This window comes from Rhodobacteraceae bacterium Araon29 (assembly GCA_039640505.1).
Lineage (GTDB): Bacteria > Pseudomonadota > Alphaproteobacteria > Rhodobacterales > Rhodobacteraceae > CABZJG01.
Genome location: CP046865.1, coordinates 2,262,512 through 2,275,421, shown reverse-complemented (window position 1 = coordinate 2,275,421; position 12,910 = coordinate 2,262,512). Strand labels below are relative to the sequence as shown.

Here is a 12,910-nt window from a genome sequence, read left to right as displayed (position 1 = left end):
GTCAAAAAAACAAATTTAACAGAGAATATCCATGACACAGATCCAAATTGAAAACATCACAAAGAAATTTGGTAATTTTACCGCCGTGGACAACGTCTCTGTTGATATACCTGATGGCAGTTTTGTCTGTTTGTTGGGTCCTTCTGGTTGCGGTAAGACGACTTTGCTGCGTTTGGTTGCTGGTTTAGAAGACCTTACTGCTGGAAAATTGAGGGTTGGCGGCAAGAATTATGGCAGTGTTCCGGCGCATAAACGTAATTTTGGGATGGTATTTCAGTCTCTAGCCCTTTTCCCGCATCTGACTGTGGCCGAAAACATTGCATACCCTCTTAAGATCAGGGGAGTTACTGCCGCCAAGCAGCGAACTCGTACAACCGAACTGCTCGAATTGGTCAAGCTGCCTGGTCTGGAAGATCGCCAAATTCATCAACTGTCAGGTGGCCAGCGACAACGCGTGGCAATCGCACGTGGCCTGTCAATTGATCCTGATGTATTTCTGTTAGATGAACCGCTTTCGGCACTCGATGCCAAATTGCGGGAACATATGCAGATTGAACTCCGGCAATTGCAAAAAGACTTAGGAGTTACGACAATGGTAGTGACTCACGATCAACGCGAAGCCATGTCGATGGCCGATATAGTCATGATTATGGAAGCTGGCAAAGTACAACAAGTTGGATCGCCAATAGACATTTATCGAAACCCAGCAAACGCCTTTGTCGCCAATTTTATCGGCGTCAGCAATTTGCTAACAGGACAGATGCATGATGCATCGACCTTTGATTTTGGCGGCAAACATATAGGCCTCACAGACGACGACATTGTACATTGCGAAATTGGGAAGCCAGCCACATTATCAGTTCGGCCTGAAGATGTCGTTGTGTCTACTGAAAGAGACGGTGCACAACTTGATGGGGAAGTTCTTTTTATTCGTGATCTGGGGGCAAGTGTGGAAATTTTAACTCGTGTTAGAGACATTGAGATCACATCAGTTTGTACGCCAAAGCGTCGACCAGATGTGAACATTGGTGATTGCGTCGGAGTAGAGATTCACACAGGTCGCACAACGGTACTGGCATCATGAGTACACACATGTCTCGGTTTCAGGATAATAAGGAGGCTGTCTATCCAACGCTCATGTTGGCCGTATTTTTCTTTATTCCCTTTCTTATCATGTTTTCCGTAAGCTTCTTCAATCGGGACGAAGGCGCATTTTTTCAACCCGCCTTTGAGTTGGACAATTATGTGCGTTTCTTGGCCCCATTCTTCGGAAAAGTACTTTTAACATCGCTTGGCCTTTCTATGGCAGCGGCACTCATATCTGTTTCCATTGCTGTTCCATTCACTTATTTGGTGACCCGTATGTCAGTGATCCGACAATCCATTATTCTGGTTTTTCTATTGTCAGTGCTATCGCTGTCGGAAGTCATTATCGGTTTTGCATGGTCCACCCTCTTGTCAAGAACAGCAGGAATTGGAAACCTGCTTGCTGCACTCGGCATTCTTGGGACATCACAGAGTTTCACACCCAGTCTGGGTGCATTACTGCTGGGCTTGACCTATCTTGGGTTTCCGTACGCGGTTCTGGTGATCTACCCCGCCTTATCACGGCTTGATCCAGAAATTCCCGAAGCGGCGCGGATGCTTGGCGCTTCTCCGGTCAAAAGTTTCCTTAATGTCACTATCCCAGTGATGAGAAATACCATCATAGGGGCGCTCATTTTGGTGTTCGTCTTCACCTTGGGTGCTTATCTGTTACCACAGGTTCTGGGCCGCCCCCAACACTGGACCTTATCAGTACACATTACTGATCAAGCGATTTTTCAATCAAATCTTCCATTCGCAGCCGCAATGGCCGTCTTCTTGATGCTTGTCTCATTGGCCTTGGTTGGGCTATCGACGCTTCTCGGTAAGAGAAAGACATAAACTATGTCTAATTTGATGAAAACCACCTTTATACTGTTGGTCTTACTATTCCTTGCCGCCCCACTTCTTGTTGTTCTTGGAGTTTCAGTAAATGAGCCCAAGCGGCTGCTGTTCCCGCCCGAAGGCTTCTCGCTACAATGGTACGGTGAACTGTTCCAGGAAAAGGATTGGCTAAATGCCTTAGGCAACTCGCTGGTTATTGCGCTTGGGGCAAGTACACTTGCCGTCTCGATTGCCTTGCCGTTGGCGCTCTACATTTGGCGAAAACAGAATACCCTCGCCAAAGCGCTTTTTGGGCTTGGTGTCGCACCGTTCATGCTGCCACCGGTCATTTCGGCGCTCGGTTTCATGATATTTTGGATAACAATTGGATTTTACGGGCAAATCTATGCAACGATAATTTCTCATGGCGTTTTTCTGGTGACGCTACCGCTTGTCACGATTTCACTAGGTCTTGATTCCATCGATAAACAGTTGATAGAAGCCTCTCGCACCATGGGAGCCAACGAAAGAAAAGTTTTTCGCACGGTCATCTTTCCGTTGGTAAGGCCCTACATGATTTCAGGTTTTGCATTTGCGTTTGTCCTTAGTCTGAACGAGTATATTATAGCATATATGGTGGCAGGCTTTACAGCAGAAACGCTGCCCATCAAAATATTTAACTCACTTAGATATGGCTATACGCCAGTCATGGCGGCAGTCGCAGTGTTCTTCGTAATGACAGCGATTTTGGTTTTCGGAACCATTGCCCGGTTTGGTGATCTTCCCAAACTTCTGGGCGCAGAGAGATCGGACAAATGAGCGGAACAGATAAAGAGATGATCCTTGGTCTTTGGCAGGGCGTCGGTGTACCCGGTGATGTGGCGTCTAACATTGATAACATTAGTCGAATAGCAAGGCAAGCGGCTGCCGAGGGTGTCAAACTCTTGGTCTTTCCCGAATGTTTTTTGACGGGATACTTCACGTTGGTTGACATCGCGGCAATCGCAGCGCAAGTGGATGATCTAGTTTTTGATCAATTGGCGAGCATAGCGGATGAATACGATATCGCTTTGGTTGTCGGATCCTATGAAGCCTCCACGCAAGGGACCTGTAATGCCGCCTTTGTGGTGCATCCAGGCATTGGATTGGTCGGAACTTATCGAAAACGAATGCTCTATGGGGATTGGGAAAAGCGGACATTCCAACAAGGCACGAAACCGCTGACCTTCACATGGAAGGGGCTAACGGTCGGTGTGTTGATCTGCTTTGATCTTGAGTTTCCAGAACGGGCAAGAGAATTAGCAAATCTGGGCGTAGATCTAATAGTTACACCAACCGCACTAATGGAGCCGTATGAAAACGTTTTATCACTTCTTGTCCCAACGCGGGCACTGGAAAACGGCATATATGTAGGCTATGCAAATCGGATAAATCGTGAAGAAGAATTCGAATATGTTGGTGGCAGCTGTATTGTCTCTCCAGATGGGAACGATATGGCTCGGGCAGCAAGAGCAAAACAGGGACTCTTAACTGCCAAAGTATCCAATATGACTCGGCTCCAAGTGACTTCAAAAATTGACTACTTGTCTGAACTTGCAAATGAAATACTAAGCCGCGAGTAAAGTTTGATCCTTCATTTTTTTGAGAATGGAACGCCGCAAATTTCTCAAGTGCGCTTTTTTAATAATACAAAGAGCGTAATGTTACAAAAAGCGTATCCGTTTGGTCTGGGGGCTCTGGCGCGGATCGATGGGTTGAGTTACGCTGCTATGGCAGCGTAACGCCACGGGAGGAGCTCGTTCAGGCGTGTGATCTTATGGTCTGCGATTTGGGCGAGGACCCATGTGAGCCAGGCTTGGGGATCGACGCCGTTCAATTTAGCAGTTTCGATCAGGGTATAGGCGATAGCCGCGGCTTTGCCGCCGCCCTCGGAGCCAACAAAGAGAAAATTCTTACGGCCCAAGGCCACGCAGCGAATTGAACGCTCGGCTGAATTATTGTCGATCTCCAGTGAGCCGTTGTTCAGACAACTGCGCATTTTCGTCATTCGGTCCAGGGCATAGCGGATGGCTTTGGCCAGTTCTGACTTGCCCGAGATGCGGTTCAGCTGGGCATCCAGCCAGGTTTCCAATTCATCAAAGACCGGTTTGGCGTCGCGTTGGCGCAGGGCGACCCGTTCTTCGGGCGGCTTTCCACGGGCGGCCTTTTCGACCTTGTAGAGAAGCGCGATGCGTTTGATGGCTTCTTCGGCGATCTGTGATTGCTGCGACTGGAAGATATCGACAAATTTGCGCCTGACATGGGCCATGCAGGCCATCTCATGAACCTCATCCTTGGCGAACAAGTCGTTGAACCCAGCGTAGCCATCTGCATGGATCCATCCCTTGTACTGGCTAAGGTGATCGGTGGGATGCTTGCCTTGCCTGTCCGTGCTGAACTTATATCAAGCCGCCGGGGGATCACCGCTGGCCCAAGGCCGCCCGTCACGCACATAAGTCCAGATGCGTGCGGTTGCGCATTTCTTTTTGGCCTGCATTTTGATCGGCGTATCGTCCGCGAAAATAGCTTGTCCCTGACGAACATGCCGCCCGATGGCATCGGCCAGAGGTTCCAGTAGCTTTGAGGACTGACCAACCCAACCCGCCAGTGTGGACCGGTCCAGATCAATTCCCTCGCGGCCAAATATCTGCGATTGGCGATAAAGCGGAAGGTGATCTGCGTACTTATTGACCAACACATGCGCCAAAAGACCAGCGCCGGGCCGACCGCGCTCAATCGGGCGCGATGGCAGCGGTGCCTGAACGATCCGTTCACAACACGTGCACGCCATCCGGGGCCGGACGATGCGATTTACGATGAAGCGCCCAGGAATATAATCCAGCTCTTCGGTCACGTCCTCGCCGATGGTGCGCAAATCGCCGCCGCATTTACAGGTCTCGCCAGGGCTCAGAACCTGCTCATTGCGCGGCAGAGTTGGGGGCAGCGGCTTGCGCTTTGGTTTTTGTTTGGGCTCTGGATCAGGGGCATCTTCAGGCGGCGCAATACGCGCGGCGGCTGTCTCTTCTTCCTCCAGTTTAAGTTCAAGATTGAGTTGATCAGAAGATTCCGATTTTGATCCAAATCGGTGCCGTTGATGGCCTGCAAGCTGGTGCTTGAGCTTCTCAATTTGCAGCGCTTGCGCCTTGACTTCAGCCGCCAAAAGTCGGTTCACGGCCTTGAGTTCAGCGGGGTCATCCGGGGTGATATCAAGGTCTTTCAGCATTGCCGATCCTATAGCGGATAGGCGTACAAATGGGAATCCTACACCGCTGAATTTGTTGTTAAATTGCCAGCCGTCAAAGGCTGCCAGGTTCGCTTTGGCATACGCCAGTCAATCCCCTCCAACAGCATCGACAGTTGCGCAGGTGTCGCGCTGATCTTACCGTCCTTAGCACTGGGCCAAACGAATTTGCCCTTCTCCAAACGCTTGGAAAACATGCACGCCCCCTGGCCGTCCCACCATATAATCTTGATCAAGTCGCCCCACCGGCCTCGAAACACAAACAGATGACCCGAATACGGGTCCTGCTTCAACACAGCTTCTGCCAGTGCGGAAAGACCATTAAACTGCTTGCGCATGTCCGTCACCCCAGCCGCCAGCCATATCTTCGTTTGCGCCGGGACCGGGATCAAACCATCAATCCTTCGACCAAAGCCACAACAGCAGACAAGCCCGTCGCGCCTTCCACCAATATACGCCGACCATCCGACAAAGTGATATCAACACGCTGCGCCGACAGTCGGGCATCCGACACCGACGGCGACATCGGCAATCGTGTGGCCGGGGATGAAACGACACCCTCTATCTCAACAGGCAGAAAGGCCGGCACTTCATCAATCTCCAGAACATCATCCGAAAAATCAGTGGCAAACCGAGGGTCGCGAAGTCACTTGTGGATCAAATTAGCATTCATCGAATACCGGCGTGCGACCTGCGCCACAGACACCCCCGACACCCGCGCCTGCGCACAGATCGTATGCTTCTCATTCGTCGGGGAATTGATCTCCCAGATCAATTCCTGATCCGCCTCATTCAAACCAAAACCGCTTCTTTTGACCCTTCTTTCCCGCCATAGAATGCCTCATGATGTCCACTACCAATGGTGCACATTATCAAGCCATCCACAAAAGCGTCAGAGGGGGAAGACCAGACGGTTACGATGTGTATGCCATCTTTAAGGAGATGTACGGTTAATACGGCTTCTGTAGTTCCATCTTGAAAGTCAGCAACAAAGTGTTCAACAACGACGTCCTCATTTTCATATAGACACCTTCTTTTGTTACGTTTTGTTCCTATCAACCAACGTGACATCATTGGCTCTAGATCATCTAGGCCTTGCTCAATACCTTTAGCATGGAAGACCCTCTTTTAGTCAGGATGGTATATTTCAAGCATTGCCCCAATGTCCTGCCCATCCCAAGCTTCTTGGTATTTTTTATATAAGCTCATTATCAATAGCACCTAGAATTAGAGACATTAGAACCAGAGGTATGATGAATAGGGGATTTCATACTTAGACTGTAATCTGATTTTGATATTTCAGTAAAGTGAGGTGCATAGAACTACTGTCAGTTTTGGGTCGGGTATTCGAACAATTCATCCGAGGCAAGTTCTAAAAAAACTCAAGGCATTCTTAATGGTAACATTTTAGATCTGACCCCTATACGATTAAGAAACAAATACTACCTGTGCAGAGTGCAGTAATGAAAGCTCTACTTCTCAAGGTTATCAACGCAAAAACTGTTGATAGTGGTATCAGGGCTTTCCAATCGGAGACTTATTTTATGACTATTTTTAGATTGTTAATCATATTCATTATGCCCCTAAGTAGGCAAACACATCACCACAGAGGAGTATCTAGTCCTACCTCATTCAAAAGCCTTCCTATCAATATGAAGCTTGCAAATATCCTGCGGCCTTTGTTCTAGGAATACTATTTAGATCAGATGGGACGTATCCTATGGTGAAATGCTATAAGCAAGAGTGATATGGGAGTTTTCGCGGGGCGCTGCCTGTTTTTTGGTTGCAGGCCGTATTATTATCTTACCAATCACAAGTTGTCATTTTCAGCGCTCCGAGCACAGCCTAAAATATGGGGACGGAACAGCATATCAACCAACAACATATGAGGGACAGTTAGCGCTGCCAACAAGATAAATACGGACCTCAAAAGTGCGGCATCGATACTGTCACCAATAGGCTGGCTGGCATAAAGAGCACCGGCCAGGGCCCAGCTTGCTGCTGTGAGTATGGCAGCAAGACCAAGAGAGTAACGTCCAGAAAGTGTTGATGTGATATTGCTCCAGACCTGTTGAAAATGTCTGCGGCTATGAACGGCACAGAAATAGAAAGCAAATCCGGCAAGTGGCGGCAAAAAGCTGAGGCAGAATGTCAGCACAACAAGCTCAAAAGCACTGCGCCGATAAAGTGGTTCAAAAATGGCGGTGCTAATAATAACCAGAAGGCTTGCGACCCATATGATACTCAAAGGAGAAATAATTGTCATAATGGTGGCTGCCTCTTCACCTGAAAGCAACTGGAACAGCACACTGACCTCATCAGCATGCCAAAATGGCACAAAAATGGTCACAAGACCACCATGCGCATAGACCAATGTCCAATTCAGCAATCGACTGCCTAACTGGGATGTAAATAGCTGGCTTTTGGATGATTCCGGCACAGAGCGCCGGAGGCCGGTGACATCACCAAGGCCAAAATGCACCAAGCTGTAGCCGAGAAAGCAAATGAGAGATATGACAGGCACGAAGAGCCAAACCAGATAGACAAGACCTGCTATTCCCAGATATGCGGCCGAAAACTGGATAAAACTTTTAAGACTCCGTCCATATCCCAGTAGATAGCCAAGCGCATTATCAAAAGCGCCATGAGGAAGACCTATAACCATAACGAAAAAGAGACTGACGTAATCTATCAGGGACAAGCTCATTTTATTTGACCTTTTAAAGGCATCGCTAGGCAAGATTTGATCGCATTAGCACAGCATCTAACGGCCGAGTAAAAAAATAGACCTTTCGGCATAGCAAAAATAATCTTGATAATAATTGCAGAACCAGCTGTGCCTGACATAAAACGAGCAAGCTCGTCTCCTCGGAGTGCGCGTGCTAGTTTCATGAATAGGCTAGGTGCGCGCTTCGGGGCTCTGGCAAGCACATCCAGAAAAACAGCATCCATCATTCTATCAAGTGTCCTATGGGGACGTCTGACCGCAATGGTTGACTGCGTGTCTGCCCTGGTGGCAATCGCACGCGCAATCTGTTTGATCTGTTTTTGAATAAAGGTAAAGGCATAGCCAGATGATGCGCGAACCGCACCACTATTCCCACCTATCGCATGATAGCGGCTGTGTGGACGATCTGGAAAGGCCATTGGAATACAGCCCTTTTCAGTGCGCTGAACGTTGAATGAAGTTACTCCAAGCTGGTCAGATAAATAAGCTGTTATCGCATCTTCATACCAGCTGTTGGGTTCGGTGGTGAAAGAGAACATGGTAGACTCGACCAGCGCAGTGTGTGCATCAAAGGGGAGCAGATATATGAAATGAATGCCGCGGGACTGGTCGGTGGTGAAATCCATCAAACGCACGACACTGGGGTCAAAAGCTGGTGTTTTAGTCTTAATCTCCCAGCCCAGAAAATGCTGTTTCATGAACGGTTCATCCAGTTCCGGCGGACGACTATCAAATACAAATTCTGTGTCTTCGTCTGCTGGCAAATTAGGTCCGTCCACATCAATTTGCTCAAATTGGGTGGTTTGGGCTTTGCGCCTGCAAGCGCCAAGCCAATCTGTGCTCAGAAGAGCATGATAGGAGTGGGTCGTGCTTTCCTGTCGAACAACAGCACTATCAGGAGCCAGAAATTCCCATTTTGACCAAGAAGCGCGGCTCTGATGTGTGGGCTCTTCTAACCAGTCCATCCGCCAGAAACCCCAGACATGAGGGGTGGTTTCCGCAGGAGAGGGCCTGCCAAGAAGCTTAACTTTGCTGTTCTCAATTTTCGAGAGTTCAGCAGCTAGGGATAGGCCTGCACATCCAGCCCCAATGATGGTTACAGACGTAGCTCTCATCTGACATATCCGAAAAGTGGGGTATGAAGACGCAGGTCATGTTCAGCAGTACTTCTTTTTCCCCGTTTGAGAAGAGAGGGAAGGATTTTCAGGCTGGCCATAAGCTTTTCAGATGAACTGGTTACCGTGCGCGGTCCAGCCCAATCCAGCCCGTTTTTGCGCAACTTTGTGCCAATTGCGCGATACACCATACCGGCAACGCCAATTGATAAATGGGACCGCACAGGAAGATAGGATAGACCCCTTCTGCCGCTCTCATAATATCTGTCTGCCAGAAGCAATAGCTTTTCTGTTCCGGCTTCTACCGCTTTATAGTCTTGGCTGGCGGGCCGTGAGCCTGCGCGCAGGATATCTTCTGGTTCCAATGAGCCGACCCAGTCAGAGGGTAGGTATCGGCGCCCCATCTGAGCATCTTCGTGGATATCGCGGGCGATGTTGGTCAATTGCATTGCTATGCCCATATCGATGGCGAACGGTTCGGCGTCCTTAGAGGCACATCCGAGCACAGGGCACATAAGGAGGCCGACCGCGCCGGCAACATGATACGCATAACGAACCAGAGCCATTTCTGTTTCAATGCGAACCGGCTTTTGATCGAGCAGAAGGCCGTCAAGCAGATGGATAAGAGGTTCAGCTGGAACAGCGCAGCGTTGCATCACAGGCCAGAATTCGGCAAGCGAAGGGTCAATGTGGGGGGTGTTTTTATGTAATCCTGTTCTGATAGCTTCAAGACGTTCTGGGCCGAACTCCATATCTCCGTCAGCAAGGTCATCCAGTATCCGGCAAAAGCTATATAGCATGGCGGCATCTGACCCAACTTGCGGTCCAAGAAACCGGGCTGCCCAAGCAAAGCTCCGGCCGTTTCGGGATAAACTGCTCTTAGCACGCTCCACAGCTGAATCAGAATTCCCAAATTTAAAGGATGCCTCTTTTGTCACCTTGCAAGCCCGTTCCCTTTGTATCGTCTTTAGATTAAGTTTGCATGATTGTTTCCGTGTCGACAAGTTTTTCAACAACTTTTGCAGAACACAAAACACCTGGCATGCCAGCGCCCGGATGCGCTCCTGCTGCGGCAAAATAAAGATTATCAAGATGAGGATCGCGGTTATGATAACGGAACCATGCTGATTGGGTAAAGGTTGGAGAAATGGAAAACCCCGCCCCATGCATCGAACGGTAGTCCTTTTTGAAATCTTCAGGTGTCATATAAAAATCATCTGAAAGAGCGTCATTAAGTCCTGGCATTATAGTTTTTTCCAGTGCCGTAATAATCCTGCGCTGCAGGTCAGGGCCTTCTACGTCCCAATTAACGTTCCCTTGTAAGTTTGGCACAGGACACAATACATAAAAGCTATCACATCCCTCTGGCGCGAAACTCTTGTCCGTCGCTGTTGGGCGATGCACGTATAACGAAAAATCATCCGCTAATATCTTCTTGTTAAAGATATCATCCAGTAATTCCTGATAGCGTTTCCCCATCCAGATTGTGTGATGAGCCACATTTTCATAGGTTCGCTTGGTCCCGAAAAAGAGGACAAACAGCCCCATGGAATATTTCGTCACAGATTCTGGTAGTGCTTTTTTCCAGCGCCGGCTATGCGTCGGCATCATCTGGTTGTATAATGTTGATGGATCACCATTAAAAACAATACGATCGGCGCTTAGACGACGGCCATCAGCTGTGATTGCGGCTTTGACCCTGCGCCCCTCAACCTGAATTTCATCAACATCGGTATTGAGAAGAATAGTTACACCACGTCGCTCGAGCAGCCGATGAAGTTCTGCCACCAATTTTCCGGTGCCGCCCATGCAAAAAAACACGCCCCACTTGCGCTCCAGATAATGAATAAGTGCATAAATGGAAGTTGTGTCGAACGGATTGCCACCGACGAGAAGCGGATGGATAGACAAGGCCTGCCGAAGAAGAGGATGTCTAATATGCTGATTTACGAGTTGCGATACCGTGAGATAGCTTCGGAGGCGTAGTAGATGTGGTATCTGTTTAAGCATGGCCCCGAAGCGGGTAAAGGGCTTGTCGGCAAGCTGGGTAAATCCGATATCGAAAATTTTGCGCGATGTCTCAACCAGCGCATCATAGTTCTTGGTATCATCAGGGTTAAAGCGAGCCAGTTCATTATGCGTGTCCTCAAGCGAAGGACGGTAGTCAAACTTCTCGCCATTGTGAAAATGAAACCTGTACCACGGATCAAGCGGCACGAAATCGAGATGGTCTTCTCGCTGTTCACCAAATAGAGCGAAAAGCTCGTCAAACAGGAAGGGCGCTGTAATCACAGTTGGACCAGCATCATGGCGGAAGCCACCCCGTTCAAACACCTGAGCCCGCCCACCAAGAGCATCAAGCCGTTCCACAAGCGTTACTTGATGACCGCGTGCGCGCATTCTAAGAGCCGAGGCAATGCCACCAAAGCCTCCACCTATGACAAGTGTATGGGATGGAGAAGTATCTGCTCGCTTTGTCGAGGAAGCCGTTGAAGACATGTCATACATTCCGCCATACCCTTTGTTGAGGCCTTATCCAGGCTATGGGTGTTTCCCTAACATCAAATTGATTTGCCTAGAGGTAGTCTGAAACAAGTTTATGGCAAACAGTATGAAGCTGAGACTGTATCGGGGCGATAACATCCCGACAGTCATGTGGAAACTGGGCAGAGGACGCTTCGGCCTGCTCCATCATTTTCAAAAGCGAAGATGCTGTCATCTGCATTGCGAGAGATCGGGCTAGTCTTTTCTGCCATGTTGCGGCCCCACTGGTATCAGATGAGGCAAGCCATTTATCAAACTCCGCAGCTTTGTTTCTTTTCAATGTTGTGCGGAACATCACAATGACAGCATTTGGTGTGCGTCTTATCAAATCCGATGCTGGACTGTTTGCGCCATCTGTTCCCGCTATGTTTAGCATGTCATTGGCAATCTGATAGCAGGCACCAGCTGCGGTAAAAAAGCTTACAAGCGGTTGCAACACATCTTGGCGTCCTGCCAGATGGGCGATACCTTCAGCTGGGGCAATTAGAAGCGGCGCTGTCTTACCGGTTGAAATATTCATATAGGCTGACCAATCAGGATAGGATGCTGTCCCAAATTCGAGAGCCTGTCCAGAGGTTGTTTCTGACATGCTACGCGATAAGATCGATATTAAAAGCGGGGTCCTTCCTGTGTGAGCAGCCTCGGCAGCCAGTTCAAAAGACAAAGCGATTAACCAGTCGCCAAGAGCAAGTGCCATATCACGCCCAAAGCGCGACCACACAGACTCATGGCCTCGGCGCACTGTATCGCCGTCGCAAATATCATCATGAACAAGAGAGGCGTTGTGAAGAACCTCAACTGCGGCTGCCCATTGCAGAGCCGCGATACGCGATACATCAAAACTATCTGAAGCTGCGAGCGCCATTCTAGCGCGGATTTGTTTCCCAGGCACCATGAAATGATGTCTCGCTGCGGCCCCTAGAGGGTGGCTCGCAGGCGGCAATCTGTTAGCAATAAAGTCAGTTATTGCCTGAGAGAACTCCGGAAGAGGACACGCAAACACTGCATCGCCAAATGCCTGTTGTAGTATTCTTTGAGCATTTTCAGTCATTTGATGGCCTCAAACACAGATCATTATCTATAAAAAAATAAAATGCATGTTGTCTAGCCATAACTTTGTTCATTCAGTCATCGGCATGATAAAAAGCTTAAGATTTCAGATTTCGAAGTCCAGACAAAGTAGGAATCAAAAGCGGCGGAAAATTCTGGCCATTTTTGCAAAGGTTTTCAGTTACCTTAACCTCCAGTGCCTGAAGATATATTGCTCTAGTGGCTCTGATCGAGGTTTGTTTGCACATATTCTCGAGATATCACGCCGCTCGGCTGTCGGTTATC

Annotated in this window: 13 protein-coding genes and 1 pseudogene; 4 read left to right on the top strand and 10 right to left on the bottom strand. The window is 48.8% G+C overall.

Going from position 1 to position 12,910, the window contains the following annotated elements; translation table 11 throughout:
• The first annotated feature begins 31 nt into the window (after positions 1-31).
• Genes GN278_10990 through GN278_10975 form a run of 4 tightly spaced genes read left to right on the top strand, consistent with a single transcriptional unit; the run spans position 32 to position 3,530 of the window.
• Positions 32-1,084: an ATP-binding cassette domain-containing protein gene (locus tag GN278_10990; GenBank protein XAT61219.1), complete on the top strand. Its 1,053-nt coding sequence runs from the start codon at positions 32-34 to the stop codon at positions 1,082-1,084.
• Positions 1,081-1,926 (top strand): ABC transporter permease subunit, encoded by an 846-nt coding sequence (locus tag GN278_10985; GenBank protein ID XAT61218.1) that lies wholly within the window; start codon positions 1,081-1,083, stop codon positions 1,924-1,926. The genes GN278_10990 and GN278_10985 overlap by 4 nt, the downstream gene beginning before the upstream one ends.
• Before the next feature lie 3 nt (positions 1,927-1,929).
• The gene (locus GN278_10980) at positions 1,930-2,727 is read left to right on the top strand and encodes an ABC transporter permease subunit (protein XAT61217.1); all 798 of its coding nucleotides are present in this window, start codon (positions 1,930-1,932) and stop codon (positions 2,725-2,727) included.
• On the top strand, positions 2,724-3,530 hold the full coding sequence (locus GN278_10975; GenBank protein ID XAT61216.1) for a carbon-nitrogen hydrolase: 807 nt from the start codon (positions 2,724-2,726) through the stop codon (positions 3,528-3,530). The genes GN278_10980 and GN278_10975 overlap by 4 nt, the downstream gene beginning before the upstream one ends.
• Positions 3,531-3,667: 137 nt before the next feature.
• Here GN278_10975 and GN278_10970 read toward each other — a convergent pair.
• The 10 genes and pseudogenes from GN278_10970 to GN278_10925 all read right to left on the bottom strand — a co-directional run bounded on the left by GN278_10970 (position 3,668) and on the right by GN278_10925 (position 12,626).
• Positions 3,668-5,119: pseudogene (locus tag GN278_10970) on the bottom strand (IS66 family transposase).
• An 89-nt stretch (positions 5,120-5,208) separates the two neighbouring features.
• Positions 5,209-5,580 carry an IS66 family insertion sequence element accessory protein TnpB gene (tnpB, locus tag GN278_10965; protein XAT61215.1) on the bottom strand — a complete coding sequence of 124 codons (372 nt, stop codon included), beginning with the start codon at positions 5,578-5,580 and terminating at the stop codon, positions 5,209-5,211.
• Positions 5,577-5,714: an oxidoreductase gene (locus GN278_10960; protein ID XAT62638.1), complete on the bottom strand. Its 138-nt coding sequence runs from the start codon at positions 5,712-5,714 to the stop codon at positions 5,577-5,579. The genes tnpB and GN278_10960 overlap by 4 nt, the downstream gene beginning before the upstream one ends.
• 120 nt (positions 5,715-5,834) lie before the next feature.
• Positions 5,835-5,984: a hypothetical protein gene (locus GN278_10955; protein ID XAT61214.1), complete on the bottom strand. Its 150-nt coding sequence runs from the start codon at positions 5,982-5,984 to the stop codon at positions 5,835-5,837.
• Positions 5,981-6,259, bottom strand: coding sequence for a hypothetical protein (locus tag GN278_10950; protein ID XAT61213.1), 279 nt, complete (start codon positions 6,257-6,259; stop codon positions 5,981-5,983). The genes GN278_10955 and GN278_10950 overlap by 4 nt, the downstream gene beginning before the upstream one ends.
• A 739-nt stretch (positions 6,260-6,998) precedes the next feature.
• Positions 6,999-7,895, bottom strand: a complete 897-nt coding sequence (locus GN278_10945; GenBank protein ID XAT61212.1) for a beta-carotene 15,15'-dioxygenase, Brp/Blh family — start codon at positions 7,893-7,895, stop codon at positions 6,999-7,001.
• Positions 7,892-9,031 (bottom strand): hypothetical protein, encoded by a 1,140-nt coding sequence (locus GN278_10940; GenBank protein XAT61211.1) that lies wholly within the window; start codon positions 9,029-9,031, stop codon positions 7,892-7,894. Before GN278_10940 ends, GN278_10945 begins: the two co-directional genes overlap by 4 nt.
• Positions 9,028-10,197 carry a phytoene/squalene synthase family protein gene (locus GN278_10935; GenBank protein ID XAT61210.1) on the bottom strand — a complete coding sequence of 390 codons (1,170 nt, stop codon included), beginning with the start codon at positions 10,195-10,197 and terminating at the stop codon, positions 9,028-9,030. Before GN278_10935 ends, GN278_10940 begins: the two co-directional genes overlap by 4 nt.
• On the bottom strand, positions 10,004-11,530 hold the full coding sequence (gene crtI / locus GN278_10930) for a phytoene desaturase (GenBank protein XAT62637.1): 1,527 nt from the start codon (positions 11,528-11,530) through the stop codon (positions 10,004-10,006). The genes GN278_10935 and crtI overlap by 194 nt, the downstream gene beginning before the upstream one ends.
• A 76-nt stretch (positions 11,531-11,606) precedes the next feature.
• Positions 11,607-12,626 (bottom strand): geranylgeranyl pyrophosphate synthase, encoded by a 1,020-nt coding sequence (locus GN278_10925; GenBank protein ID XAT61209.1) that lies wholly within the window; start codon positions 12,624-12,626, stop codon positions 11,607-11,609.
• Between the last annotated feature and the right edge of the window lie 284 nt (positions 12,627-12,910).

What these genes read in the sequence shown, in the direction of transcription:
- GN278_10925 (XAT61209.1), bottom strand. Translation starts at nt 12,626, where the DNA reads ATGACTGAAAATGCTCAAAGAATACTACAACAGGCATTTGGCGATGCA.
- GN278_10935 (XAT61210.1), bottom strand. Translation starts at nt 10,197, where the DNA reads ATGGGGCGGGGTTTTCCATTTCTCCAACCTTTACCCAATCAGCATGGT.
- GN278_10985 (XAT61218.1), top strand. Translation starts at nt 1,081, where the DNA reads ATGAGTACACACATGTCTCGGTTTCAGGATAATAAGGAGGCTGTCTAT.
- GN278_10950 (XAT61213.1), bottom strand. Translation starts at nt 6,259, where the DNA reads ATGTCACGTTGGTTGATAGGAACAAAACGTAACAAAAGAAGGTGTCTA.
- GN278_10990 (XAT61219.1), top strand. Translation starts at nt 32, where the DNA reads ATGACACAGATCCAAATTGAAAACATCACAAAGAAATTTGGTAATTTT.
- GN278_10945 (XAT61212.1), bottom strand. Translation starts at nt 7,895, where the DNA reads ATGAGCTTGTCCCTGATAGATTACGTCAGTCTCTTTTTCGTTATGGTT.
- GN278_10960 (XAT62638.1), bottom strand. Translation starts at nt 5,714, where the DNA reads ATGTCGCCGTCGGTGTCGGATGCCCGACTGTCGGCGCAGCGTGTTGAT.
- GN278_10980 (XAT61217.1), top strand. Translation starts at nt 1,930, where the DNA reads ATGTCTAATTTGATGAAAACCACCTTTATACTGTTGGTCTTACTATTC.
- GN278_10975 (XAT61216.1), top strand. Translation starts at nt 2,724, where the DNA reads ATGAGCGGAACAGATAAAGAGATGATCCTTGGTCTTTGGCAGGGCGTC.
- crtI (XAT62637.1), bottom strand. Translation starts at nt 11,530, where the DNA reads ATGTCTTCAACGGCTTCCTCGACAAAGCGAGCAGATACTTCTCCATCC.
- GN278_10940 (XAT61211.1), bottom strand. Translation starts at nt 9,031, where the DNA reads ATGAGAGCTACGTCTGTAACCATCATTGGGGCTGGATGTGCAGGCCTA.